The sequence below is a fragment of the Stenotrophomonas rhizophila genome, assembly GCF_001704155.1.
GTDB lineage: Bacteria > Pseudomonadota > Gammaproteobacteria > Xanthomonadales > Xanthomonadaceae > Stenotrophomonas > Stenotrophomonas rhizophila_A.
On record NZ_CP016294.1, the window covers coordinates 3,136,862 to 3,161,091 of the forward strand.

At 66.2% G+C, this 24,230-nt stretch carries 22 protein-coding genes, 1 pseudogene and 1 riboswitch; of the genes and pseudogenes, 13 read left to right on the forward strand and 10 right to left on the reverse strand.

The genetic code is table 11. From position 1 onward, the window contains the following. Positions 1-56: 56 nt before the first annotated feature. Complete coding sequence (locus BAY15_RS14080; protein WP_068853643.1) at positions 57-2,030, forward strand: M2 family metallopeptidase; 1,974 nt, start codon at positions 57-59, stop codon at positions 2,028-2,030. Between the two features lie 47 nt (positions 2,031-2,077). Here the strand turns inward: BAY15_RS14080 and BAY15_RS14085 are convergent, their stop codons facing one another. Together BAY15_RS14085 and BAY15_RS14090 are read right to left on the reverse strand one after the other, a co-directional pair. Continuing rightward, positions 2,078-2,464 carry a hypothetical protein gene (locus tag BAY15_RS14085; protein WP_068853644.1) on the reverse strand — a complete coding sequence of 129 codons (387 nt, stop codon included), beginning with the start codon at positions 2,462-2,464 and terminating at the stop codon, positions 2,078-2,080. A gap of 49 nt (positions 2,465-2,513) precedes the next feature. Further along, positions 2,514-3,737, reverse strand: coding sequence for a multidrug effflux MFS transporter (locus tag BAY15_RS14090; protein ID WP_068853645.1), 1,224 nt, complete (start codon positions 3,735-3,737; stop codon positions 2,514-2,516). 294 nt (positions 3,738-4,031) lie between these two features. Beyond that, positions 4,032-4,133, forward strand: a riboswitch (glycine riboswitch). Between the two features lie 84 nt (positions 4,134-4,217). Here BAY15_RS14090 and gcvP point away from each other — a divergent pair. The 3 genes from gcvP to BAY15_RS19455 all read left to right on the forward strand — a co-directional run bounded on the left by gcvP (position 4,218) and on the right by BAY15_RS19455 (position 7,916). Next, positions 4,218-7,097 (forward strand): aminomethyl-transferring glycine dehydrogenase, encoded by a 2,880-nt coding sequence (gene gcvP / locus BAY15_RS14095; RefSeq protein ID WP_208856105.1) that lies wholly within the window; start codon positions 4,218-4,220, stop codon positions 7,095-7,097. 165 nt (positions 7,098-7,262) lie between these two features. After that, positions 7,263-7,520, forward strand: a complete 258-nt coding sequence (locus BAY15_RS14100) for a hypothetical protein (RefSeq protein ID WP_095364408.1) — start codon at positions 7,263-7,265, stop codon at positions 7,518-7,520. Positions 7,521-7,625: 105 nt separating this feature from the next. Beyond that, complete coding sequence (locus BAY15_RS19455) at positions 7,626-7,916, forward strand: hypothetical protein (protein ID WP_208856106.1); 291 nt, start codon at positions 7,626-7,628, stop codon at positions 7,914-7,916. A 167-nt stretch (positions 7,917-8,083) separates the two neighbouring features. Here the strand turns inward: BAY15_RS19455 and BAY15_RS14105 are convergent, their stop codons facing one another. Further along, a complete protein-coding gene (locus BAY15_RS14105; protein WP_083214196.1) occupies positions 8,084-9,478 on the reverse strand; it encodes an amino acid permease in 1,395 nt (464 codons plus the stop codon). Positions 9,479-9,563: 85 nt separating this feature from the next. Next, positions 9,564-10,274, reverse strand: a complete 711-nt coding sequence (locus BAY15_RS14110) for an AraC family transcriptional regulator (RefSeq protein WP_068853648.1) — start codon at positions 10,272-10,274, stop codon at positions 9,564-9,566. Positions 10,275-10,432: 158 nt separating this feature from the next. On the opposite strand from BAY15_RS14110, the gene BAY15_RS14115 reads away from it, so the two are divergent. The 4 genes and pseudogenes from BAY15_RS14115 to BAY15_RS14130 all read left to right on the forward strand — a co-directional run bounded on the left by BAY15_RS14115 (position 10,433) and on the right by BAY15_RS14130 (position 13,899). Then, positions 10,433-12,517: a catalase gene (locus BAY15_RS14115; RefSeq protein WP_068853649.1), complete on the forward strand. Its 2,085-nt coding sequence runs from the start codon at positions 10,433-10,435 to the stop codon at positions 12,515-12,517. A gap of 96 nt (positions 12,518-12,613) precedes the next feature. Beyond that, positions 12,614-12,790, forward strand: a pseudogene (locus BAY15_RS14120) (HupB); the annotation flags it as partial. A gap of 245 nt (positions 12,791-13,035) precedes the next feature. Next, on the forward strand, positions 13,036-13,575 hold the full coding sequence (locus BAY15_RS14125) for a hypothetical protein (protein ID WP_068853651.1): 540 nt from the start codon (positions 13,036-13,038) through the stop codon (positions 13,573-13,575). 57 nt (positions 13,576-13,632) lie between these two features. After that, a complete protein-coding gene (locus tag BAY15_RS14130; protein ID WP_068853652.1) occupies positions 13,633-13,899 on the forward strand; it encodes a hypothetical protein in 267 nt (88 codons plus the stop codon). 117 nt (positions 13,900-14,016) lie between these two features. Here the strand turns inward: BAY15_RS14130 and BAY15_RS14135 are convergent, their stop codons facing one another. The 5 genes from BAY15_RS14135 to hflK all read right to left on the reverse strand — a co-directional run bounded on the left by BAY15_RS14135 (position 14,017) and on the right by hflK (position 19,333). Continuing rightward, positions 14,017-15,273, reverse strand: a complete 1,257-nt coding sequence (locus BAY15_RS14135) for a HipA domain-containing protein (RefSeq protein ID WP_068853653.1) — start codon at positions 15,271-15,273, stop codon at positions 14,017-14,019. After that, the gene (locus BAY15_RS14140) at positions 15,270-15,536 is read right to left on the reverse strand and encodes a helix-turn-helix transcriptional regulator (protein WP_083214281.1); all 267 of its coding nucleotides are present in this window, start codon (positions 15,534-15,536) and stop codon (positions 15,270-15,272) included. Before BAY15_RS14140 ends, BAY15_RS14135 begins: the two co-directional genes overlap by 4 nt. Before the next feature lie 283 nt (positions 15,537-15,819). Beyond that, positions 15,820-17,112 carry an adenylosuccinate synthase gene (locus BAY15_RS14145; RefSeq protein WP_068853655.1) on the reverse strand — a complete coding sequence of 431 codons (1,293 nt, stop codon included), beginning with the start codon at positions 17,110-17,112 and terminating at the stop codon, positions 15,820-15,822. A gap of 218 nt (positions 17,113-17,330) precedes the next feature. Beyond that, positions 17,331-18,194 carry a protease modulator HflC gene (gene hflC / locus BAY15_RS14150; RefSeq protein WP_068853656.1) on the reverse strand — a complete coding sequence of 288 codons (864 nt, stop codon included), beginning with the start codon at positions 18,192-18,194 and terminating at the stop codon, positions 17,331-17,333. Then, positions 18,191-19,333 carry an FtsH protease activity modulator HflK gene (gene hflK / locus BAY15_RS14155; RefSeq protein ID WP_068853657.1) on the reverse strand — a complete coding sequence of 381 codons (1,143 nt, stop codon included), beginning with the start codon at positions 19,331-19,333 and terminating at the stop codon, positions 18,191-18,193. The genes hflC and hflK overlap by 4 nt, the downstream gene beginning before the upstream one ends. A 170-nt stretch (positions 19,334-19,503) precedes the next feature. Here hflK and BAY15_RS14160 point away from each other — a divergent pair, with 170 nt between their 5' ends. Together BAY15_RS14160 and pilH are read left to right on the forward strand one after the other, a co-directional pair. Then, positions 19,504-20,499: a YhdH/YhfP family quinone oxidoreductase gene (locus tag BAY15_RS14160; protein ID WP_068853658.1), complete on the forward strand. Its 996-nt coding sequence runs from the start codon at positions 19,504-19,506 to the stop codon at positions 20,497-20,499. An 89-nt stretch (positions 20,500-20,588) separates the two neighbouring features. Continuing rightward, entirely contained in the window at positions 20,589-20,972 is a 384-nt protein-coding gene (gene pilH, locus BAY15_RS14165; RefSeq protein ID WP_068853659.1) for a twitching motility response regulator PilH, read from the forward strand. A 69-nt stretch (positions 20,973-21,041) separates the two neighbouring features. Here the strand turns inward: pilH and BAY15_RS14170 are convergent, their stop codons facing one another. Further along, entirely contained in the window at positions 21,042-21,947 is a 906-nt protein-coding gene (locus BAY15_RS14170; RefSeq protein ID WP_068853660.1) for a DnaJ C-terminal domain-containing protein, read from the reverse strand. Positions 21,948-22,168: 221 nt separating this feature from the next. Here BAY15_RS14170 and BAY15_RS14175 point away from each other — a divergent pair, with 221 nt between their 5' ends. The 3 genes from BAY15_RS14175 to BAY15_RS14185 all read left to right on the forward strand — a co-directional run bounded on the left by BAY15_RS14175 (position 22,169) and on the right by BAY15_RS14185 (position 24,230). Beyond that, positions 22,169-22,651 carry a peroxiredoxin gene (locus tag BAY15_RS14175; protein ID WP_068853661.1) on the forward strand — a complete coding sequence of 161 codons (483 nt, stop codon included), beginning with the start codon at positions 22,169-22,171 and terminating at the stop codon, positions 22,649-22,651. A gap of 33 nt (positions 22,652-22,684) precedes the next feature. Next, positions 22,685-23,287, forward strand: a complete 603-nt coding sequence (locus BAY15_RS14180; RefSeq protein ID WP_068853662.1) for a ferritin-like domain-containing protein — start codon at positions 22,685-22,687, stop codon at positions 23,285-23,287. A gap of 151 nt (positions 23,288-23,438) precedes the next feature. Then, entirely contained in the window at positions 23,439-24,230 is a 792-nt protein-coding gene (locus tag BAY15_RS14185) for a hypothetical protein (RefSeq protein ID WP_237334267.1), read from the forward strand.

A 24,230-nucleotide genomic window follows, 5' to 3' on the forward strand; every position in this document is an offset into this window, starting at 1 on the left:
GTGCGGCGGCGGCCCCACTAGCCTTCGCCGGTCTGTCACCACCCAAGGATGTCCCCGTGAACCACCGCCCGCTCCTGCTGGCCCTGGCTGTCGGTGCTGCCGCACTGACGCTGGCGGCCTGCCAGAAGGAATCGTCCCCCACCACCGCACCGGCCGCAGGCACCACCGCGCCGACCGAGACCGCGGACCAGTTCATCGCCCGCGTCAACGCCGAGTACAAGGCCCTGTACCCGGAAATGACCTCGGCGCAGTGGCTGTCGTCGACCTACATCAATGACGATTCCGAGCGCGTGGCGGCCAAGGCCAACGAACGCTGGCTGACCATCCTCAATGGCTGGATCGCCCAGGCCGGCAAGTACGACGGCCAGCCGATGAGCGAGGACACCAAGCGCCAGATCCACCTGCTCAAGCTGATGACCGCCATGCCGGCCCCGCGCGACCCGGCCAAGCTGGGCGAGCTGACCCGCATCGCCAGCCGCATGGAAGGCGCGTACGGCTCGGGCAAGTACTGCACCGACGAGGCCAACCCGGCCACCTGCCGCCAGCTCGGCGACCTGGAAGAAGTGCTGGCCAGCAGCCGCGACTACGACAAGCAGCTGGACGCCTGGCAGGGCTGGCACGGCACCACCAAGCCGATGCGCGCCGATTACCAGCGCTTCGTCGGCCTGGTCAACGAAGGCGCCAAGGAAATGGGCTTCGCCGATGCCGGGCAGATGTGGCGCAGCGGCTACGACATGCCGCCCGAGCAGATCGGCCCGGAAACCGACCGCCTGTGGGAACAGGTCAAACCGATGTACGAGCAGCTGCACTGCTACGCCCGCACCAAGCTGGACGGCACCTACGGCAAGGACAAGGCCGAAACCGAAGGCGGCCTGATCGCCGCGCACCTGCTGGGCAACATGTGGCAGCAGGACTGGTCCAACCTGTGGGACCAGCTTGAGCCGTACCCGGGCGCGGGCAGCCTGGACATCACCGCCGCGCTGGAAAAGCAGTACCAGGCGAACCTGAGCGGTGCGCTGGCCAAGGCCGGCGGCAGCAACGCGAACGTGGAAGCGCTGTACAAGGCGCAGCGTGAGGCCGAACTGCGTACCGCCAAGCAGATGACCGAACGCGCGCAGGACTTCTACGTGTCGCTGGGCATGCCGGCGCTGCCGAAGTCGTACTGGGACAAGACCCAGTTCATCAAGCCGCTGGACCGTGACGTGGTCTGCCACGCCAGCGCGTGGGACATGAACATGGAAGGCGACGTGCGTACCAAGATGTGCATCAAGCCGACCGAAGAAAACTTCACCACCATCTACCACGAGCTGGGCCACATCTATTACGACCTGGCCTACAACCCGCTGCCGCCGCTGTTCCAGGGCGGTGCCAACGATGGCTTCCACGAAGCGATCGGCGACACCATCGTGCTGGCGATGACCCCGCAGTACCTGAACTCGATCGGCCTGGTCGACAAGCCGCAGGAAAGCCGCGAGGCGACCATCAACGCGCAGATGCGCATGGCCCTGAGCGGCGTGTCGTTCCTGCCGTTCGGCCTGATGATCGACCGCTGGCGCTGGGGCGTGTTCGATGGCTCGATCACCCCGGACCAGTACAACAAGGCCTGGTGGGACCTGAAGGCCAAGTACCAGGGCGTGGCCCCGGCCTCGGCGCGCGGCGAGGAGTTCTTCGATCCGGGCGCCAAGTACCACGTGCCGGGCAATACCCCGTACACGCGCTACTTCCTGGCGCGCATCCTGCAGTTCCAGTTCTACAAGGGCCTGTGCGACGCGGCCGGCTACAAGGGCCCGCTGCACCAGTGCAGCTTCTACGGCAACAAGGAAGCCGGCCAGAAGTTCTGGGCGATGCTGAGCAAGGGTGCCAGCCAGCCGTGGCAGGCCACGCTGAAGGAAATCACCGGCGGCGACAAGCTCGATGCCGGCCCGATGATCGAGTACTTCACCCCGGTCAACGAGTGGCTGAAGCAGCAGAACCAGGGCCAGATGTGCGGGTGGCAGCCGCCGGCGGCGGCGGCGCCGAAGGCCCCGTAAACGAAAAAAACCGGCCATTGGCCGGTTTTTTTTTGCGCGGTCGGTTGTCAGGATCTTGGTTTCAACGACGCGGCCAACTCGGTCTTGAACTGCTCGAAATCCTTGCCGTCGGCCTTGGCTTCGGCGTGCGCGGCGTCTTTCAATGCATCCGAATACACCAGGCGCACCGGCGTTCCCTGGCGCTCGTGCAGTTCGGCGGCCTGCATGATCAGCGCCAGCACGCGGGCGGCGCTGGGGGTCTGCCCGGCGATACGGCCATCCATGCCCAGCACCCATTCGCCATCGCGGCGCACCACGCCGGCCAGCAGCGTGCGCTGCTGGTCGCGCAGTTCGGCATGGGGCTCCACCGGCGACGCGTTGGCCTTTTCACGATTGGCCGCTTCGGTTTCGCGGCGCTTGCGCAGGTCACGGCGCAGCTTGGAGGTGGTCGACATCAGCGGGACTTCCGGACTTCAACAGATGGGGAAAGGATAACGCACCGGCTCAGGCCAGGCCGGCCAGGGCCTCGCGGCGGCGTTCGCAGCGACGCTCCCAGAACCAGAAGCTGGCGCCGATGGCGAAGAAGCCGGCATAGCCCAGCGCCAGGTGCAGCGGGGTGTGGCTGAGCATCGGCGACACCACCCCGGCCACCACGGTGTTGATCATCAGCTGCAGGAACATCTGCATCGACGAGGCAAGACCGCGCTGGTGCGGGTACATATCCAGCACGGCAAGCGCCAGGATCGGGAAGATCAGCGCCATGCCCACGCCACCGACGAAGATCGGCAGCACCGCCCAGGGCAGCGCGATCTGGTCCACCGCCAGCACATAGGCCAGGTTGACCAGCGCCGATACCGCACACAGGCTGAAGCCGATCCCGACCTGGCGGGCGGCGGTCATCCGCCCGGCCATGCGCCCGGACAGGAACGAGCCCGTGGTCATGCCGCCGATGGTGGGAATGAACAGCCAGGCAAAACCGCCCTCGCCCAGCTGCAGGTGCTGCATCACGAACACCGGTGCCGAGGCGATGTACAGGAAAATGCCGGAGAAATTGAACGCACCGGCTGCCGCCAGGCGCAGCAGGCGCGGATTGGTGCCCATCTGCAGGTAGCTGCGCAGCAGCGCGCGGGTGGACAGCGGGGTGCGGGCTTCCACCGGGTGGGTCTCCGGCAGCCACTTGCCGGTGGCGGCGAGCAACACCAGCGCGAACACCACCAGGAACCAGAAGATCAGCGGCCAGTCGCCGCCGCCGAGCAGGATCCAGCCGCCGATGATCGGCGCGATCGCCGGGGCGATGCCGAAGATCATCGAGACCTGGCTCATCAACCGCTGCGCGTCGGCGCCATGGTAGAGGTCGCGGATCACCGCGCGGCCGACGATCACGCCTACGCCGGCGGTGACGCCCTGCAGCGCGCGGAACACCAGCAGCGTGGTCAGGTCGCGCGACAGCGCGCAGCCGATCGAGGCGGCGATGAACAGCACCAGCCCCCCCAGGATCACCCGGCGGCGGCCGAACGCGTCCGACAGCGGGCCGTGCGCCAGGCTCATCAGGCCGTAGAACAGCAGGTACACGCTCACCGTCTGCTGCACCGCGACCTGGTCGACCTGCATGCGCTCGCCCAGCAGCAGGAACGCCGGGAAGATGGTGTCGATCGAGAACGGGCCGAACATGGCCAGGCCGGCAAGCAGCAGGGCCAGGCGGCGGTTGGAGGGCGGAGCGGGTGTCATCGGGTCTTCCGTCAGCGGCCGTGCGAACGCACGGAAGGCGCCGGCCGCAGCCTGCGGTGGCGCCTGATGAATACGAGGATGCAGCCATGATAGGCCGTCCGCCTGCCTGGCACCATGCCCGGCGGCCGGTTATGACGCGGTCGGCGCCCCCTGTTCATGTGCCGGACGGGCGTTGTCGGCCGGGCCGCTGGGCTATAATTCCCACGCTACATGGTGGGAGAAGCGGCGCTTTGTATTGAAGCACCCGCTGCCGAAGGCGCAACGCCCGTAATCGCTCAGGCCCGATACCACCCGCACCAAAACTCTGGAGAGACCGGCCAGTGCCGGCGCCGAAGGGGCACGAAGCACGCAGCCGCGCGCTTTTAAACTCTCAGGCAAAAGGACAGAGGGGCACCCAGGAAGACCGCAGGGTCCGGTGGATCGTTGTCGCCCATGACACGCCCCGTCCGCGCTTCCGAACGTGCGTGCCCACTCTTTTGGATGCCAGCCATGTCCCAGAACACCCCTACCCTGCGCGAGCTTGAACACCACCACGCGTTCGTTGAACGCCACATCGGCCCCAACGACGCCGAAATCGCGCAGATGCTCGACGTGGTCGGCCACGCCTCGCTGGACGCACTGACCGACGCCATCGTGCCGTCGGGCATCAAGTCGCCGGCCGCGCTGGCGCTGCCCAGCTCGCTGACCGAAGTGGAAGCCCTGGCCAAGATCCGCACCATCGCCGAAAAGAACCAGGTGTTCCGCACCTTCATCGGCCAGGGGTACTACGGCACCCTCACCCCGAACGTCATCCTGCGTAACGTGCTGGAAAACCCGGCGTGGTACACCGCTTACACCCCATACCAGGCCGAGATCTCGCAGGGCCGCATGGAAGCGCTGATCAACTTCCAGACCCTGTGCGCCGACCTGACCGGCATGGAGATCGCCAACGCCTCGCTGCTGGATGAAGCCACCGCCGCGGCCGAAGCGATGACCCTGGCCAAGCGTTCGGCCAAGTCCAGGTCCGACACCTTCTTCGTGCACGACGCCGTGCACCCGCAGACGCTGGAACTGCTGCGCACCCGCGCCGAGCCGATGGGCATCGTGCTGCGCGTGGGCACCCCGGCCGAAGCCATGGAAGCCGAAGCCTACGGCGTGCTGCTGCAGTACCCCGATACCTTCGGCCACATCGGCGACTACAAGGCGCTGGCCGATGCCGTGCATGCCCGTGGTGGCCTGGTGGCCGTGGCCACCGACCTGCTGGCGCTGACCCTGATTGCCGCCCCCGGCGAATGGGGCGCGGACATCGTGGTGGGCAACTCGCAGCGCTTCGGCGTGCCGTTCGGCTTCGGCGGCCCGCACGCGGCCTTCATGGCCTGCCGTGATGCCTACAAGCGTTCGATGCCGGGCCGCCTGATCGGCGTGTCGGTCGATGCGCAGGGCAATGCGGCCTACCGCCTCACCCTGCAGACCCGCGAACAGCACATCCGCCGCGAGAAGGCCACCTCCAACATCTGCACCGCGCAGGTGCTGCTGGCGGTCATGGCCTCGATGTATGCCGTGTACCACGGCCCGGAGGGCCTGACCCGCATCGCCCGCCGCACCCACCGCCTGGCCGCGATCCTGGCTGCCGCGCTGCGCACGGCCGGCATCAACGTCGGCGAGCAGTTCTTCGACACCCTGCACGTCAAGGACATCGACGCGACCGCGATCCATGCCAAGGCGGCCGCCGCCCGCATCAACCTGCGCGCGATCGACAGCGAAGCGGTCGGCATCAGCCTGGACGAAACCACCACCCGCGCCGACATCGTCGCGCTGGGCCAGCTGTTCGGTGCCAGCGTGGACGTGGAAGCACTGGACGCGGCCACCGCCGATGCCCTGCCGGCCGGCCTGGTGCGCACCAGCGCGTTCCTGACCCACCCGGTGTTCAACACCCACCACAGCGAACACGAGCTGCTGCGCTACCTGCGCTCGCTGGCCGACAAGGACCTGGCGATGGATCGCACCATGATCCCGCTGGGCAGCTGCACCATGAAGCTCAATGCCACCGCCGAGATGATCCCGGTGACCTGGCCGGAGTTCGCCAACATCCACCCGCTGGCCCCGGCCGACCAGGCCCTTGGTTACAAGGAACTGATCGACGGGCTGGAAGCGATGCTGGTCGAGTGCACCGGCTATGACGCGGTGAGCCTGCAGCCGAACTCCGGCGCGCAGGGCGAATATGCCGGCCTGCTGGCGATCCGCGCCTACCACCGCTCGCGTGGCGAAGGCCATCGCGACGTCTGCCTGATTCCGGATTCGGCGCACGGCACCAACCCGGCCTCCGCGCAGATGTGCGGCATGAAGGTGGTGGTGACCAAGACCGACGGCAATGGCAACGTGGATGTGGAAGACATCCGCATCAACGCCGAGAAGTACAGCGACCGCCTGGCCGCGATCATGATGACCTACCCCTCCACGCACGGCGTGTTCGAGGAAGAAGTGGTCGAGATCTGCGAGATCATCCACAAGCACGGCGGCCAGGTGTACACCGACGGCGCCAACATGAACGCCCTGGTCGGCGTGGCCAAGCCCGGCAAGTGGGGCTCGGACGTGTCGCACCTGAACCTGCACAAGACCTTCTGCATTCCGCATGGCGGCGGCGGCCCGGGCGTGGGCCCGTGCGCGGTCAAGTCGCACCTTGCCCCGTTCCTGCCGGGCAAGCTGGGCGACAACGGCCCGGTGGGCATGGTCAGCGCGGCCAGCTTCGGCAGCGCCTCGATCCTGCCGATCAGCTGGATGTACATCACGCTGATGGGCACTGAAGGCCTGCGCAAGGCCACCCAGGTGGCGCTGCTCAACGCCAACTACATCGCCAAGCGCCTGGCCCCGCACTTCAAGACGCTGTACACCGGCCGCAACGGGCTGGTGGCGCACGAGTGCATCCTGGACGTGCGCCCGCTGGAGAAGACCTCTGGCGTGGGTGCTGAAGACGTGGCCAAGCGCCTGATCGACTTCGGCTTCCACGCCCCGACCCTGAGCTTCCCGGTCGCGGGCACGCTGATGGTGGAGCCGACCGAAAGCGAATCGCTGCACGAGCTGGACCGTTTCATCAACGCGATGATCCAGATCCGCGAGGAAATCGCCGCGATCGAAGACGGCCGCCTGGACCGCGAGGACAACCCGCTCAAGCATGCACCGCACACTGCGACCGCGGTGTCGGCCAGCGAGTGGTCGCACGCCTACCCGCGCGAACTGGCCGCCTTCCCGCTGGCCAGCCTGCGCCAGCAGAAGTACTGGCCGCCGGTGGCACGCGTGGACAACGTCTACGGCGACAAGAACGTGATGTGCGCCTGCATCCCGGTCGACGCGTACAAGGAAGACGAGGGCGTGGAGGTCTGATCCTCCTGCCTGGCTGAAACGAAACGGCCCGCGAAAGCGGGCCGTTTTTGCTTGGCCCGAGTTGGGCCAGCGCTGCCTGGAACGAACCCACATGCATGAAACATGGAAGCGCGGGCGCTGGACGGTTCGTAGCGTACAGGTCCTCTCACACTGGACCCGTTCCGCATGATCCCAAAACTCGATACCAGCACCCCAAGCTCCGCGCCCATGCGAAGCCAAGCGAGCCAAGCCAGCGAGCAGGCGCCGATCACCCATGTGAACAACGTAGCGGCGGCCATGGCATTCGCGGCGGCGCCGCTGTACCGCACCTATACGTCCGAAGCCGACATGCCATGGTGCACCTTGGCGCAAAAATATCCAAACGTGAAAGAGTACGCTGTGGCGCTGAAAATGACCGAAGAGGCGCCCCCGGCGAAGTCATGACCCGGTAGTGCCGGCCATTGGCCGGCCCAGGCGGTAATGACGACGGCCCGCGCAAAGCGGGCCGTTCTTTCTTGTCCTGCGATGGCATTCTGAAAGCTGCATCGCATGATCGCGGTCACCCTTGCCCACCCAGCTGGACTTACGCTTGGAGCAATGATGATTCCGAAAGAAGTTTCTTCCCACTCCGTCGGCAGGATCATTCCGCCGCAGGTGTTCCGCATTGAACAACCGTACGGACCGGCGCCGGCGTCGGCAAGACCGCAGCCGGCCACGATCTCCAACACGACCCCGCCAAGAATCGACCAGACCACCAACGGATCGCAGAAGTGCGAGCACGACGTAGACCCTGCACTCCATGCTAACTCTGCCAACAGGCATCTGGACAATCGTTACTGACGGCGACAGTCCTACGTCTTGACGCTGACCGTTGAGCGGCGTGGCAACAGTGTGAACGGCCCGCAGACGCGGGCCGTCATTGTTATGGGTTCTGCCTGGCCGGTGTCGCGCGCGACCGCCGTCATGGGTCGCCTCGATCACGCAGGACACGCGTGGCGTGTCTACGATTATTCCGAGGAGCGGTTGCGGCGCACGCGGCGGGTGACTTCGCTGATGATCGCAATCACAGCGGTGAGCGCGGCCATCGACAGGAACTGCACGCGGGTGTGCGCTTCGGACAGCAGCAGGCCGAAGATCAGTGCCAGCACGCACAGGCCGAGCACGGTCAGGTACGGGTAGCCGGCCATGCGGAACGGCAGGCGGGTGCCGTCGCGGTTGGCCCGGTGGCGCAGGATCAGCTGCGACAGCAGCGAAATCGTCCACACCAGCAGGCAGGTGGAGCCCACGATGTTCAGCAGCACCGGCAGCACCTTGTCGGGAAACACCAGCTCCATCACCGTGGCGGCGAAGCCGAACAGCACGCTGGCCAGCACCGCAATGAGCGGCACGTGGCGCGGGTCGGTCCAGCCCAGCACCGCCGGGGCTTCGCGGCGGCGCGCCAGCGAATACATCATGCGCGAGGCGCCATACAGGTTGGCGTTGAGCGCCGACAACAGTGCGATCACCGCGATCAGGGTGATGGCCGTGGCGGCCCCCGGAATGTTGGCCACCTGCAGCACGGCGGCGAACGGCGACTTCAGCGCTTCGCTGGTCCACGGCACCACGGCGATGATCACGCTCAGCGAGCCGATGTAGAACACCAGGATGCGCCACGCCACGGTGCGGATGGCACGGGCAATGCTGCGCTCGGGGTCTTCGGTTTCGGCCGCGGCCACCGCCACGATTTCGGTGCCGCCGAAGGCGAACACCACTACCAGCAGTGCCGCACCGATCCCGGCCAGCCCGTTGGGGGCGAAACCGCCGTGCTGGGTGAAGTTGCTCAGGCCCGGCGACGCCACGTCCGGCAGCCAGCCCATCAGCAGCGCCACGCCGATCAGGATGAACCCGATGATGGCGGCCACCTTGAGGATGGCGAACCAGAACTCGAATTCACCGAAGTTCTTCACTCCCAGCAGGTTGATCGCGGTGAAGAACAGCATGAATGCCAGCGCCGCCATCGGTACCGGGATCACCGGCCAAACCGTGGCCAGCAGGCCCGCCGCACCGACCGCTTCGGCGGCGATCACGATCACCAGCTGCACCCACCACAGCCAGCCCACCGTGGCGCCGGCCGTGGCGCCCATGGCGTCGGCGGCATACACCGAGAACGCGCCACTGGTCGGCTTGGCCGCAGCCATCTCGCCCAGCGCGTTCATCACGATGATCACCAGCGCACCGGCCACCAGGTAGGACAGCAGCACCGCCGGACCAGCGGCCTGCACGCCCACCCCGGAGCCCAGGAACAGGCCGGCGCCGATGGCGCTGCCCAGGCCCATCATGATCAGCTGGCGGGGTTTGAGCGAGCTCCCGAGGCGGGTGTCGGCGGGTGCGGCGGCGGAGGCCGGAGTCTGGGATGCGGGCATCGGAATCGATTGGCGGGCAACAGGTGCGACACCATACCTTGTCCGGCCGGCGGACGGGATAGGGGCAACGCCCCTGCCCCTGTAATCAGGGCTCTGCGCGCTCCGCGATCTGGGCGCGATAGGCCCGTGGCGACACCCCGACCTCGGCCTTGAACTTGCGGGTGAACGCGCTCTGGTCGGTAAACCCGCAGGCCTGGCCGATGCTGGCGATGGTGTCGCTGCCATGCAGCAGATGCACCGCCATCTGGATGCGCAGCCGGGTCAGTACCTGCTGCGGGGTCATCTGGAACACCCTGCGGAAGGTGCGCTCCAGCTTGGACAGCGAAAACCCGGTGATATCCAGCAAGGTCTGCATGCGCACGTTCTCGGCGTAATGCGCGTTCAGGTGGGCCAGCGCCAGCCGCAGCTGTTCGTATTGGGTGCCCAGGCTGTCTTTCTGCCCCAGGTCGCGGGAGATGCCGATCAGCCCGCGGATCTGCCCGTCCACCAGCAGCGGCCGCTTGCAGGTCAGGCACCAGCCCGGCTCGCGGTTGGCGAACAGGTGCAGCTCCATCAGGTTCTCGATCACTTTGCCGGCCAGTACCTGCGCATCCTGGGTGGCGTAGTCCGCGCCCAGCCCCGTGGGGTAGATCTCGGCAGCGGTGCGCCCGATCACTTCCTTGCGGGACTTCAGCCCCAGACGGCGCAGCATGGTCTGGTTGATGTGCGTGTAGCGCCCGTCGCGGTCCTTCATGAAGAACAGCACATCGGGAATCGCATCGAACAGGGCTTCGATGTCGGCAGGTTCAACGCGCATGCGGGGGCGGCAGGAGGATGGACACGCCACCAAGGATACCTGCCTGGCTGCCGGCGTGAAGCGCAGGTGCATGCGCGACCGGGTTCTCCGACCGGCGATTAACGCCCCGCCCGCCACTGTGAGGCGTTGCATCCCCCCTGCCAGCCCGGAGTCGCCTGATGGCCACCAGCAAGCCCCGCACCAAATCCGCCCCGCCCGCCGATCGCCGTGGCGAAGGCGACGAACTTCACCAGCAGGCCGGCGGTGGCCATCCGGCACTGACCACCAACCAGGGCATCCCGGTGGCGGACAACCAGAACTCGCTGCGCGACACCCCGCGCGGACCGACGTTGCTGGAAGACTTCATCCTGCGCGAGAAGATCACCCACTTCGACCATGAGCGCATTCCGGAGCGCATCGTGCACGCGCGCGGCAGCGCTGCGCACGGCTATTTCGAACTTACCCGTTCGCTGGAGGAATTCACCCGTGCGCGCGTGCTGACCGAAGTAGGCGTCCGCACGCCCGTGTTCACCCGTTTCTCCACCGTCGCCGGTGGTGCCGGTTCCGTGGACACCCCGCGCGATGTGCGCGGCTTCGCGGTGAAGTTCTATACGCCCGAGGGTAACTGGGACCTGGTGGGCAACAACATCCCGGTGTTCTTCATCCAGGACGCGATCAAGTTCCCCGACCTGATCCACGCGGTCAAGATGGAACCGGACCGTGCATTCCCGCAGGCCGCCAGCGCCCATGACACGTTCTGGGACTTCGTTTCGCTGATGCCCGAATCGATGCACATGATCATGTGGGCGATGAGCGACCGCACCATTCCGCGTTCGCTTCGCACCATCGAAGGCTTCGGCATCCACAGCTTCCGGCTGTTGAACGATGCCGGCGAATCCACCTTCGTGAAGTTCCACTGGCGGCCCAAGCTTGGGGTGCAGTCCACCGTGTGGGACGAGGCGGTGAAGCTGCAGGGGGCGGACAACGATTTCCACCGCCGCGACCTGTTCGAGGCGATCACTGCCGGTGACTTCCCCGAATGGGAGCTGGCGGTGCAGCTGTTCACCGAAGAAGAAGCCGAGGCGTTCCCGTTCGACCACCTGGATTCGACCAAGATCATTCCCGAGTCGCTGGTGCCGCTGACCGTGATCGGCCGGATGGTGCTGGACCGCTGGCCGGACAACTTCTTCGCCGAAACCGAGCAGGTCGCCTACTGCCCGGCCAACGTGCCGCCCGGCATCGATTTCAGCAACGACCCGCTGCTGCAGGGACGGCTGTTCTCGTACCTGGACACCCAGCTCAGCCGCCTGGGTGGACCGAACTTCCACCAGATTCCGGTCAACGCACCCAAGTGCCCGTTCGCCAACCATCAACGCGACGGCCATATGCAGATGAACATCCCCAAGGGCCGGGTAGCATATGACCCCAGCTCCCTGCAGGGCGACAGCCCGCGCGAGACCGCTGATGGCTTTCCCAGCCATGCCACGCCGGCCGATGATGGTCGCAAGGGGCGCGTGCGTGCTGCCAGTTTCGCCGACCACTACAGCCAGGCGCGCATGTTCTTCCGCAGCCTGGAGGCGCCGGAGCAGGCGCACCTGGCCTCGGCGCTGGTGTTTGAATTGTCCAAGGTGGAAACGGTACCCGTGCGCGAGCGCACGGTAAGTCATCTGCGCAACATCGACGAGTCGTTGGCCAAACGCGTTGCCGACGGCCTGGCGATGCCCGCCCTGCCGGAACCTGCACCGACGGCCACCCCGGCCAAGGACCTGCCCAAGGCGCCGGAAGTGCGCATCATCGGCCGCACCAAGGACCTGCTCAAGGGCCGCTGCATCGGCATCCTGTTCGACGAGGGCTCCGACGCGGGGTTGATCGCAAACCTGCGCAAAGCGGCCGAGAAAGCCGGCGCGAAGGTGAAGCTGGTCGCGCCCAAGGTCGGCGGCGGCAAGTTGAGCGACGGCAGACTGCAGCCTGCGGATGGCCAGCTGGCAGGCACGCCCTCGGTGGTGTTCGACGCAGTGGCGATCGTACTGAGCGCCGACGCCGCCAAGCGCCTGAGCAAGGAATCGGCCGCGATCGATTTCGCTGCGGACGCCTGGGCCCACCTGAAGGCCATCGCCGCCGATGACGGCGCCCAGCAGCTGCTCAAGACGGCGCGCGTTGGCAAAGACTATGGCGTGGTGGAAGCCGAAGACGCCAAGGGCTTCATCGCCGCCGCCGCCACCCGCCAGTGGGCGCGTGAACCCAAGGTCCGCACCCTCGCCTGACCCGGCCCGGCAGGAGCGGACAGTGGATCCGCTCCTGCCGGGCAACGTGTAGAGCGGACCGTTGGTCCGCTGCTTCCTGAAGAGAGGACGATTCCCATGCCGCGCGGAGACAAATCCAGTTACACCGACAAGCAGAAGCGCCAGGCCGAGCACATCGAGGAAAGCGAAAAAGCCGAGGGTCGCAGCGACGAAGCCGCCGAACGCATCGCCTGGGCGACCGTGAACAAGCAGGATGGCGGCGGCAAGAAACGGCCGGCGAAGAAGGCCTCCAAGGCATCCCGGTAGGGTTGGTTCCCAAACAACCGCCGGTACAGGTGCCACGCACATTGACGCATGGACCTGAAATCGAAACAGGCTCCCGCATCACCAACGCGTACACCAGCGGGCCACCACCGCGCCTGGGTAAGCAGCCGCCCTGACCCGATGCAGGGTTTGGCCCGGCACCGCCTTGACGGCCTGCGCGGTGGATGGGCGATACTCGCTCATCACCGCAGGATGCGGACAGGGGAACCACTTACATGAAATCTGCACGCACGCTTGCCTTGTTGGCCCTGCTGACGCCGTTGTCCGCACTGGCGCAGACCGCCCTCCACGACGGCCAAGGAAACGCCCTGCCTGATACGTCGTCGGCGAAATCCAGCGAAGACTTCTCCGCGTCGATGGTGGTCACCGCAGACCCGGAATGGCAACAGAAATGGGAAAACCCGGTCAACGGGGTGCCGCGTTTCGAACTGGCCACCGAGGTCAAGGAAGGCGGCTCGCTCTACATCCTGTCCTTCCTGACCAACCCGAAGCTGGACGCCGCCGGCATGGCGCAAGTGCGCTGCGACCTGCGGATCACCCGCCCCGACGGCAGCCTGAGCGGGGATGAGCATGACCTGCCCTGCTTCGTTACCCAGCTCGATACCGATCCCAATAGTGTCTATCTGTCTTCGGTGGGGATGAAGTTCACCGCGGAAGCGGGCGATCCGCATGGCACCTGGACCGTGGCGATCACCGTGCGCGACACCGTGCGTAACGTCAGCCTTCCACTGCAGTCGTCCTTCGACATCAACTGAATCCGGCCGAGGCTCATCACTGATGCTGGGGCACATCGCATGACGCGGATCCTTGGAATGTTCCTGTACGTGACCAGCCTGATTGCGGTGCTGGGAACGGGGGCTTACACCGCCCAGCTGATCGAGGCATTCCCCGTAGAACATCTGGCCAGCTATGGCCCGCGCATTCCCGCGGTGGCCGCACTGAATGCACGGTGGCTGTTACATGCGCCGGTTCTGCTGTTTGGCACGGCAGCCGTATCAGTGCTTGCCGCTGCAGGAATCTGGCGGTCGCGGAGCAGGTATCCAACCGGCCCTTCGCGCTGGCCGCACTGGCAGCGCTGAACTACTTACTCAGTCTCTACTGCGCCATGTCATTGCTGATTACCTGGTTTTTGCTGCCCCGACTCGCCAACCTGGGCTGAGCAGACATCATGGGCGCCAAGCTCAAAGATGCAGGCGCTATTGCAGCTGGGCAAGCATATCCCTGACCGGGCCATGGATGATCCCTCGGATCAGTCGGGCCTCCCCAGGATCCACGCCCCGGGCGGCGCCTGCTTCGTACTCGTCGTAGAGCTTGCCCGCATGCGCCTGGATGCGCTCAAGCAGGTAATCCAGCTCGCGTTCGGCAGCCCGGGCGTTGATTCCGATGGTGGCGCCAAATGCAATTGCGCTGCCGCGACTCACCTGCTTGTACGGCCCCCATCCGGGAGGAGTGACGGGCACATCGTCACCCCACGCGTCGCCTGTTGCGTAGATGCTGGTACAGATCAGATCGTAGTGCGGCGCCAGCACCCATCCGTCTGTCCCGCCCAGGAAGCTTAGATTCTTCAAGTGCGCGTCGGAGTTGCCCGTTATCAGGTTGAACAGCCACCACCGGTAGAGCCGGGCGCGCGTGTCGGCTTTATGTACGCAAAGGTCGATGAGCGCATTCAATGACGTCGACGTCGCTTCCCTATATTTGAACACTGCGTCCAGAGAGAGCATCTGACACGCGTCCAGCACCGGCAGACGCTCGACGGGTGTCCGGAAGGTACGATCAAAGCGCCGGACCAGGTAGACCGCTTCAGGAACGCGTCGGATGGACACTTCTGCCGTATCCATTCCCACAGCCGATGCCAGCCGCATCACAAACCACTCGTTGATGGTGGTCTGCCAGTAGTGGTCGGGCTGCGGGTGATCTGGTTTGAGGATGTGGGTGGAAGGCTCGGCTCCCACGGGCTCAAAAATGCCGTCCTCCAACACTGTCACCGCAAGCTTGTGCTGAGCACCCGCCAGCGACATGCGCTTGGGTGCGTCATGACTCAAGGGAACCTGAGGTAGGCGACGGATTCGCTCGGAGAGGGCTTCATCGGTCAACGGCTGGAGGCTGGCAGGCGAAATGCCCTCACCCTCGGGCAGCAGCGTCAGGGCTCCTGCTGATTCCCGGCCGTAGAATTGCAGCAAGCCGAAGTTGTCGGCAGCATCCACGCGCGCATCCCGCGCGAGGAGAACCTTCGCGCCTTCCTCCGGCAGGAGGTTGCTGAAAAACCATTGGACCGGTCGAAGCGAGGCTCCGTCGATGATGGAAACCTGTGAGCGGCGAATCGCGGGTGACAGGTCGCCCCCTTGCCACGCTGGTTCGTAGTCGAATCGCCAGATATTCCCGTGTTCGGAGAGGCGCCCTACCAGCGCCGTATCCAGCCACACGCACAGCAGGCGCGGCAAGGGCGCGCTCATTTGGCACCAGGTCGTTTTGATTTGGGCTCCATTACTGCATCTGGAACCTGCAGCGTGACTTTGATGCCAAGTTCGTCGAGCGCGCGCAGCACGCGCCCCAGCTGCACGGAGGGCTTCCCGCGTTCGGCGTCGCGCATGAAAACGTGGCTGGAGTCGATGTAGGCGGCCAGGTCGTCCTGGCGGATGCCCTGATTCCTGCGGACACGGCGGATGATCTGGCCAATGTCTTCGGGGTTTTTCACTTGGATGTCGATCACCGCCATTACCACCATATCTAAGCAGTTGTTTCTATAATGCGGGCTGATCGGGTCGATTGCAACGATTTCTAAGCAACAGCTTCGAAGTTGAGTTAGTTAAACATCAGCGCATCTAAAACGAAACAATTGCTTATAATTTTCGGCAATGCCCAGATTGAGCAGGGTTCTACCCGATCTGGGCAGTGCAGGGACGCCACAAACGCAAAAGCCCCGCTTTCGCGGGGCTTCTGGTTGCCAGGCAGGGCCTGGCACTACGCCGGATGGTGTCCGGCGTAGCCCGGCGCCTGGATCAGGCGAACGGGTCCTGCAGGACCATGGTGTGGTCGCGGTCCGGGCCGGTGGAGACGATGCTGATCGGGCAACCGGCCAGCTCTTCCAGGGCACGCAGGTAGGCACGCGCGGCCGCCGGCAGCTTGTCCCACTCGGTGATGCCGTGGGTGTTCTCGTTCCAGCCCGGGAACTCCAGGTACACCGGGGTGCACTCTTCCCAGCCCTGCGCGTCCAGCGGCGCGTATTCGGTGCGCTTGCCACGGTATTCGTAGGCAATGCAGACCTTCAGCTTTTCCATGCCGTCCAGCACGTCCAGCTTGGTGATGCACAGGCCGCTGATGCCGTTGATGGCCACGGCGCGCTTGAGCGCGACGATGTCCATCCAGCCGCAACGACGCGGACGGCCGGTGGAGGCGCCGTATTCGGCACCGCGGTCGCGGATGCCCTGGCCGATCTCGTCGTCCAGCTCGGTCGGGAACGGGCCGCCGCCGACGCGGGTGGCATACGCCTTGGCGATGCCCAGCACGTAGTCGATCGCATCGGCGCCGACGCCGGCACCGGCCAGCGCACCGCCCACGGTGGTGTTGGAGCTGGTGACGTACGGGTAGGTGCCGTGGTCGATGTCCAGCAGCGCGCCCTGCGCACCTTCAAACAGCACGCGCTTACCCTGCTTGCGCAGGTCGTGCAGGATGCCGGCCACGTCGGACTTCATCGGCTGGACGTACTCGCCGAAGGCCAGTGCTTCGTCGTAGGTCTTCTGGAAGTCGACCGCATCGGTCTTGAGGTAATTGGTCAGCACGAAGTTGTGGTAATCCAGCGCGGTGCGCAGGAGCTCTTCGAGCTGGGCCGGGTAATGCAGGTCGGCGATGCGGATGCCGCGACGCGCCACCTTGTCTTCATAGGCCGGGCCGATGCCACGGCCGGTGGTGCCGATCGCCTTGCCGCCGGCGGCGCGTTCGCGCGCCTGGTCCAGGGCGATGTGGTACGGCATGATCAGCGGCGCGGCCGGGGAGATCTTCAGGCGCGAACGCACTTCCACGCCGGAGGTTTCCAGCTCGGCGATTTCCTTCTGCAGCGCAGCCGGCGAAATGACCACGCCGTTGCCGATCAGGCACAGCGCGTCTTCACGCAGGATGCCCGACGGGATCAGGTGCAGCACGGTCTTCTTGCCATTGATGACAAGCGTGTGGCCGGCATTGTGGCCGCCCTGGAAACGCACTACGGCACCGATTTCCTCGGTGAGCAGATCCACGATCTTGCCCTTGCCTTCATCGCCCCACTGGGCACCAAGCACTACGACAGACTGACCCATGACGGGCTCCTCGAATTGTTGCGGCCATCGGGGCCGCGGACGGGTAAACCGTAGCAGGGCCGGCCGGCGCGGAAGTGACGGCTCCAATCGGGGAGCGGTCGGCGCAGGCAGTCCCAGACACGGAAAAAGCCGAACGGGGAGGCCCGTCCGGCTTTTGTGCATTATCCGGGTTTCCGGGGTCGACCGCCACCCCGCAGGGTGGCAGGTTCAACCGGCGGTCAGCGGTCGTTCTTGAGGTACTGCAGGAACGGGTCGTTCTTGTCCAGCACGATCACCCCGTTGCCGTCGGTCATGGAGTTCCGGTAGGCCTCCAGGCTGCGGTAGAACGAGAAGAACGACGGATCGGCCGAGCCGGCCTGGCCGTAGATGCGGGCCGCTTCGGCGTCGCCGGCACCGCGCAGGCGCTGGGCGTCGCGCTCGGCTTCGGCCACGATCACGGTGCTTTCGCGGTCGGCCTGGGCACGGATGGTGAGCGACTGCTCTTCACCCTCTGCCCGCAGCTTGGCCGCTTCCTGCTTGCGCTGGGCGCGCATGCGCTCGTACACGTCGTTGATCACCTGGCTGTCGGTCGGCAGGTCGATCTGCTTGATGCGCAGGTCGATGATCTGCATGCCCAGGCCCTTGACCGCCTCGTTGATGCCGGTCAGCTGGCCGGCAATCAATTCGCTGCGATCGCCGGAGACCAGCTGCTGCAACGAACGCGAGTTGATCTGGTTGCGCAGCGAGTCGGTGATGATCGGCGCCAGCCGGGCATCGGCCACGCTGGCATCGCCGCCGGTGGCGCGGTAGTAGGCGCGCACGTCGGAGATGTAGCCAATGGCGAAGAAGTCGACGCTGACGTCCTTCTGCTCGGCGGTGAAGTAACGCGCCGGGGCGGTGGCCAGCACCTGGAAGCGACGGTCGAACACGCGCACCGTTTCCACCAGCGGCAGCTTGAAGTGCAGGCCGGGCTTGATGTCGGCACGGACCACCTTGCCCAGGTTCAGCACCATGGCGGTCTGGTCCTCACGGACCACGAACACCGAACCCAGCAGGCCCAGCAGGACAGCAACGGCCAGGCCAATCCAAAGCGGACTCTTCATCGGATGGCTCCTTCGCTACCGGTCGGTCGGGTGGTCGGGCGCGTGGTCGGGCGCTCGGCGTTGCGCACGCCGTCAACCGGAGTGCTGGCCGGCAGCGACGGCATCATCACTTCCGGGGTCACCAGCGGGGTGCCGCTGTTGCCGGCGGCAACGCCGGCGCGGTTGTCGGGCATGGGCACGTAGATCAGCTGGCGGCCATCGCCGCCGATGACCTTGCGGTTCTCGGCCAACACCTTCTCGACGGTTTCCAGCCACAGGCGCTTGCGGGTGACTTCCGGGGCGTCCTTGTACTGGGCCTGCAGCAGGCTGAAGCGCTCGGCGTCACCCTGCGCGCGAGCCACCACGGCCTGCTTGAAGCCTTCGGCGGTGGTGCGGGCGCGCGAGGCCTGGCCACGGGCTTCGGGCACGACCTTGGCCGCGTAGGCCTGGGCTTCGTTGATCAGGCGTTCCTTGACCTGCTGGGCACCGTTGACCTCGTCGAAGGCCGGCTTGACCTCTTCTGGCGGACGGGCATCGGGCAGGGTCAGGCCGGTCACGACCAGGCCGGTGCGGTAGGCCTTGAGCGCGGCCTGCAGGCGTTCCTGCGCGACCACGGCCAGCGGGCCACGGTTGTTGAGGACGGCATTGAGGTCGGCACGGCCGACCTGCTCGCGCACCGCGCTCTGCGCCGACTGCTCAAGCACCTGGTCGGCCGAAACCGAGCCGAACAGGTACAGGCGCGGATCGTCGATGCGGTACTGCACGTTGAGCGACACGCGCACGATGTTCTCGTCGCGGGTCAGCACCGGCACTTCGCTGCTGAAGGTCTTGATCTGGGTCGCGTTGACCTTGGTCACCGACTCGATCGGCCAGGGCAGCTTGAAGTTCGGGCCGGGCTGCAGGATCCGCGAGAACTGGCCGAAGCGCAGCACCACGCCGCGTTGCTGTTCGCCGATCAGCTGGAAGCTGGAGAACAACAGCAGCAGGACCACCGCCACCGCCACCCAACGCAGGATGCCGCCATCGAACAGGTCCTTGAGCGGTCCGGGCAACCCGCCCCAACCACCACCACCGCCGCCACCGCGCGGGCCGAACGGCCCTCGTCGATTCTCGTCGGAACCCTGTCCGCCCTTGTTGCCGCCGGGTGTATTCCAGGCCATGCACGCTCCATCAGTAAAGGTTGCCTGCGGGCCAGTCCCGCACCGTCAACCGTTCAATCCTGTCCGATTCTACTAGATGGGGCTGACCGACAGGATTGGAAGGGGCAACCCGGCGCAGGCCGCGATTCATCACGGTAAGGTGGAGCCCCCCATTCTGCAGGGCCACCCCCATGGCGATCCCCGAGCGGTTCACCGCTTTCCGCATCCACCAGGACGAGCAGGGCCACCACAGCGGCCTGGAGCCGATCGGCCTGGCCCAGCTCAACCCGGGCGAGGTGGTGGTGCGCGCCGAATGGTCGTCGGTGAACTACAAGGATGCCCTGGCCGGCACCGGCAAGGGGCGCATCCTGCGCCGCTTCCCGCTGGTGGGCGGGATCGACGTGGCCGGCACGGTGGTGGCCTCGGCCGACCCGGCCTGGCGCGAGGGCGATGCGGTGCTGGCCACCGGCTGCGGGCTCAGCGAGACCCGCGATGGCGGTTACAGCCAGTATGTCCGGCTGGCGTCCAGCGCGGTCATCGCACGACCCGCCGGCCTGGGCGCGCGCGAAGCAATGGTGATCGGCACCGCCGGTTTCACTGCGGCGCTGGCCCTGCTCCGGATGCTCGACAACCGGCTCACCCCGGCCCACGGCCCGCTGGCGGTGACCGGTGCGACCGGCGGGGTCGGTTCGCTGGCGGTGGATATCTTCAGCCGGGCGGGGTTCGAGGTGCACGCGATCAGCGGCAAGGCCGATCAGGCCGATTACCTGCGGGGGCTGGGCGCGCGCGAGGTGCTGCCGCGCGACAGCCTGGCCACGGACAAGCCGATGGCGTCCGCCCGCTTCGGGGGTGGCCTGGACAATGCTGGCGGGCCGATGCTGGCCGGCCTGCTGGCCCAGACCGTGCCCTATGGCAGCGTGGTGAGCGCGGGCCTGGCCGCCAGCCCCGTGCTGGACATGACGGTGATGCCCTTCATCATCCGCGGCGTGTCGCTGCTGGGCGTGTCGTCGTCTTCGGCCCCGCGTGCGCTGCGTGAGCAGGTCTGGGAGCGACTGGGCGGCGACTGGAAGCCGCGCCACCTGGACGCGATCTGCACCGGCGAGATCGCCCTGGAGGCATTGCCGGCCGCGTTCGAGCGGATGCTGGCTGGCGGCGCGCTGGGCCGCACCGTGGTGCGGATCGACTGAGCGTTGCAGCTGGGCGACGGACGGCGCGGCGGACGCTTCTCTCTGACACGGGCGCGGCCCTACACTGCGGGCATCACTTGGGGAACAACATGGCACGCATTCTGATCGTCGACGATTCACAGTTGCAGCAGGTCGCAATCAAACGCATCGTCGAGAAGCTGGGTCACGAGACGTTGACCGCCGTGGATGGCGCCGACGGGGTGGAAGTGGCCAAGGCCGAGCTGCCCGACCTGGTCCTGATGGATGTGGTGATGCCCAACCTCAACGGGTTCCAGGCGACCCGCACCCTTGCGCGCGATGCCACCACCAAGCACATCCCCGTGATCCTGGTGACCACCAAGGACCAGGACACCGACCGCATGTGGGGCATGCGCCAGGGTGCCAAGGCCTACATCACCAAGCCGTTTTCCGAAGACGAGCTGTCCGAAGTGCTGGAACGGGTCTTCAGCGGGCAGCAGCCGCCTTCCGCATGATCTGAGTGCGTACCGACCAACGGTCGGTACCTACCCGTTGTGGATACCGACCGTTGGTCGGTACCCCGGCTAGATCTTTTCGCCGAATGCCTTGGCCAGCGCCTTGTAGGCCTTCTTCTGCGCCTCATCGGTCGGCACGGGGGCGATGATCTCGATTTCCACGATCTGATCGCCGTCCGGGTTGCCCGGCAGGCCGCGGCCACGCAGGCGCAGCTTGCGCCCGGCGTCCGAGCCGGCCGGCACCTTCAGCTCCACGGCACCGCCCAGGGTGGGGACGCTGATCGAGGTCCCCAATGCCGCCTGCCACGGGGTGACATCCAGCGTGTAGAGGATGTTGCGGCCGTCGACCTCGAACTGGGGATGCGCGGCGTATTCCACTTCCAGCAGCAGGTTGCCGCCGTTGGTGCCCTGCCCGGTCAGCCGGATCACCTGGCCCGGACGGATGCCCTTGGGCACGCGCACGTCCAGCTGCTTGCCGTTGACGGTGATGCGCAGGCTGTCACCGCCGTAGGCCGCTTCCAGCGGTACCGACAGCTTGGCGCGGGTGTCGCGGACCGGCTGCGGGCCGGCGCCGGCGCCGGCGCCGCCAAAGCCACTGGCGCGGCCAGCCCCGCCGCCGCCGCGCTGGCGGGCGAACAGGCTTTCGAAGAAGTCGCTGAAGCCACCACCACCGGCGCCGCCGCCGAACACTTCCTCAAAATCAAAGCCCTGCGCACCGCCATAGTTCGGCGGGGCATGGAACTCCTCGCCCGGCCGGTAGCCCTGGGCCTTGAGCTGGTCATAGGCCGCGCGCTTCTGCGGATCGCGCAGCGCCTCATAGGCCTCGTTGACCGCCTTGAACTTCTCTTCCGCGCCGGTTTCCTTGCTCACGTCCGGGTGGTACTTGCGCGCCAGCCGGCGGTAGGCGGTCTTGATTTCGGCATCGCCCGCGCTGGGTTCCACACCCAGCGTGGCGTAGTAATCCTTGAATTCCATCCATACACCTCGAATAAGTTCGGCCGCCCGCGCCGGCGGGCCCCGTCAGCGCAATTCTAGCGGCTGGCAGCCCGGCTGCCGTGATCGGGCGGATGATCCTGCGCAATGCGGTACCCACAAGTTCCGCTCATGCTCGATATGGGAATGAACAGGCGGCTTTCAACGTTTTGACGCCGCCCTCCCACGCCCCTCACTACCCTGCCCTTGACCCAGGAGCTCCCATGACCATCCACGTTGGCGACCGCATTCCCGAAGTCACCCTCAAGCGCATCCGCGAGGGCATGGAGACGCTGGACACCCATGCCCTGTTCGATGGCCGCAAGGCGGTGCTGTTCGCGGTGCCCGGCGCGTTTACCCCGACCTGCTCGGCCCGCCACCTGCCCGGCTATGTCGAGCATTTCGCCGATTTCCGCCACCGCGGCATCGACGTGTTCTGCATGGCGGTCAACGACCCGTTCGTGATGAAGGCCTGGGGCGAAAGCCAGCAGGTTCCCGACGGGCTGCAGCTGCTGTCCGATGGCAACGGCGATTTCACCCGCGCGCTCGGCCTGGAACTGGATGCCAGCAGTTCCGGCATGGGCATGCGCTCGCGCCGCTTCGCGCTGTACGTGGAAGACGGCGTGGTCCGCAACACCTTCATCGAAGAGCCCGGCAAGTTCGAGGTCTCTTCGGCGCAGTACGTGCTGGAGCACCTGCCCAGCTGATCCCCCTCCCGCAACAAAGGAACCCGGCCAGCCATGTCAAAGCCAGCCAAGCAGCACCCGAAACCCTCCTCCAACGACAGCACGCCGCAGCCCGCCAGCCGTCCGCCGGGCATCAGCGACACGGCCACCCTGCGCGCCAAGGCCCGCAAGGACATCGAAGATGGCGCCATCACCGACAGCTACACCGCCGACCGCGAAGCGGTGATCAAGCTGCTCAACGATGCGCTTGCCACCGAATACGTGTGCGTGCTGCGCTACTACCGCCACTACTTCATGGCCAAGGGCATGCTGGCCGATGCGGTCAAGGGCGAATTCCTCGAGCACGCACAGCAGGAGCAGGCGCATGCCGGCAAGCTGGCCGAGCGCATCGTGCAGCTGGGCGGCGAACCCGACCTCAACCCCGACACGCTGACCCGACGCTCCCATGCCGAGTACAAGGAAGGCAAGGACCTTCGCGACATGGTCCGCGAGAACCTGATCGCCGAACGCATCGCCATCGACAGCTATCGGGAAATGATCAACTTCGTTGGCGACAAGGACACCACCACCAAGCGGATCCTCGAGGAAATCCTGGCGCAGGAAGAAGAACACGCCGATGAGTTCGCGGACCTGCTCGAGGGTTGGATCGGCGAATGATCGCCGTACCGACCAACGGTCGGTACCTACCAGATACGCATGCATGATCGGTAGGTGCCGACCGTTGGTCGGTACCGTGCAATGAATCGGCAATGCGTCGGCCATGGCACGGTGGTAAGGTCGCCCACGTCCTCCTTGCATGGAATGCATCGTGACCATTGCCCGCCGTTCTGCCCCGCTTGTGCTTGCCCTGCTGGCTTCTGCCGGGGCCTTCGCTCAGCCTGCCCCCGCGGCAGGCGAGCGCTCGCCACCTTCACCGCACTGCCTGGATGCACGCGGTGTGCGCCAGGTCGAGCAGGCCAGCCCTGCGGCCATCGCCGTGCTGGGCGCCAATGGCCAGGCGTACCGGCTGGAGTTCACCGATGCCTGCCCCGGTGTCAACGAGGCCGAACAAGTCCGGCTGGACGCACCCGATGGCTGGGCGTGTGGCAGTCCCGGTGAGCGTCTGGTGGTCGACGGCCGCACCTGCGCGGTGGCGGCGGTCGGGCTGATGGACAACCGCAGCTTCGCCGAAGCCGCCCGCGAAAGCAGCCGTCAGTACGCGGCGACCCTGCCGACAGTCAATGTGACGGCCAGATCAGCGCGCAGCAACCGGGCCCAGGCCTTCCAGGGTTCTCCCGAGTTCTGCTTCGCCACCCGCAACGTGCGCGGCTGGAGCGAAGATCCCAAGGGCGTGGTGGTGGAAACCAATCCGAAGAAGAACGGCGGTCATCGCTACTACCACCTGGAGCTGGGCAGCAGCTGCAGCATCCTGGAGGGCGCCACCGCCGTGGACTTCCAGTCCGGTTTCCAGAACGGGTTGATCTGCGGCAACCCGGGCGACCGCATCGTCATGGCCGACAATGGCCTGGTCAACGATGGTGAGGGAGGCGATCAACGCGCCCACACCCCACGCTTCGCCCGCCCCGGCTGTTCGGTATTGGCCGTCTACCCCCGCGAATGA

Bases quoted from the DNA above. Each gene is read 5' to 3' on its own strand.
- BAY15_RS14085 (WP_068853644.1), bottom strand. From the start codon at position 2,464: ATGTCGACCACCTCCAAGCTGCGCCGTGACCTGCGCAAGCGCCGCGAA.
- BAY15_RS14090 (WP_068853645.1), bottom strand. From the start codon at position 3,737: ATGACACCCGCTCCGCCCTCCAACCGCCGCCTGGCCCTGCTGCTTGCC.
- gcvP (WP_208856105.1), top strand. From the start codon at position 4,218: ATGCCAGCCATGTCCCAGAACACCCCTACCCTGCGCGAGCTTGAACAC.
- BAY15_RS14100 (WP_095364408.1), top strand. From the start codon at position 7,263: ATGATCCCAAAACTCGATACCAGCACCCCAAGCTCCGCGCCCATGCGA.
- BAY15_RS19455 (WP_208856106.1), top strand. From the start codon at position 7,626: ATGATCGCGGTCACCCTTGCCCACCCAGCTGGACTTACGCTTGGAGCA.
- BAY15_RS14105 (WP_083214196.1), bottom strand. From the start codon at position 9,478: ATGCCCGCATCCCAGACTCCGGCCTCCGCCGCCGCACCCGCCGACACC.
- BAY15_RS14110 (WP_068853648.1), bottom strand. From the start codon at position 10,274: ATGCGCGTTGAACCTGCCGACATCGAAGCCCTGTTCGATGCGATTCCC.
- BAY15_RS14115 (WP_068853649.1), top strand. From the start codon at position 10,433: ATGGCCACCAGCAAGCCCCGCACCAAATCCGCCCCGCCCGCCGATCGC.
- BAY15_RS14125 (WP_068853651.1), top strand. From the start codon at position 13,036: ATGAAATCTGCACGCACGCTTGCCTTGTTGGCCCTGCTGACGCCGTTG.
- BAY15_RS14130 (WP_068853652.1), top strand. From the start codon at position 13,633: ATGTTCCTGTACGTGACCAGCCTGATTGCGGTGCTGGGAACGGGGGCT.
- BAY15_RS14135 (WP_068853653.1), bottom strand. From the start codon at position 15,273: ATGAGCGCGCCCTTGCCGCGCCTGCTGTGCGTGTGGCTGGATACGGCG.
- BAY15_RS14140 (WP_083214281.1), bottom strand. From the start codon at position 15,536: ATGGCGGTGATCGACATCCAAGTGAAAAACCCCGAAGACATTGGCCAG.
- BAY15_RS14145 (WP_068853655.1), bottom strand. From the start codon at position 17,112: ATGGGTCAGTCTGTCGTAGTGCTTGGTGCCCAGTGGGGCGATGAAGGC.
- hflC (WP_068853656.1), bottom strand. From the start codon at position 18,194: ATGAAGAGTCCGCTTTGGATTGGCCTGGCCGTTGCTGTCCTGCTGGGC.
- hflK (WP_068853657.1), bottom strand. From the start codon at position 19,333: ATGGCCTGGAATACACCCGGCGGCAACAAGGGCGGACAGGGTTCCGAC.
- BAY15_RS14160 (WP_068853658.1), top strand. From the start codon at position 19,504: ATGGCGATCCCCGAGCGGTTCACCGCTTTCCGCATCCACCAGGACGAG.
- pilH (WP_068853659.1), top strand. From the start codon at position 20,589: ATGGCACGCATTCTGATCGTCGACGATTCACAGTTGCAGCAGGTCGCA.
- BAY15_RS14170 (WP_068853660.1), bottom strand. From the start codon at position 21,947: ATGGAATTCAAGGATTACTACGCCACGCTGGGTGTGGAACCCAGCGCG.
- BAY15_RS14175 (WP_068853661.1), top strand. From the start codon at position 22,169: ATGACCATCCACGTTGGCGACCGCATTCCCGAAGTCACCCTCAAGCGC.
- BAY15_RS14180 (WP_068853662.1), top strand. From the start codon at position 22,685: ATGTCAAAGCCAGCCAAGCAGCACCCGAAACCCTCCTCCAACGACAGC.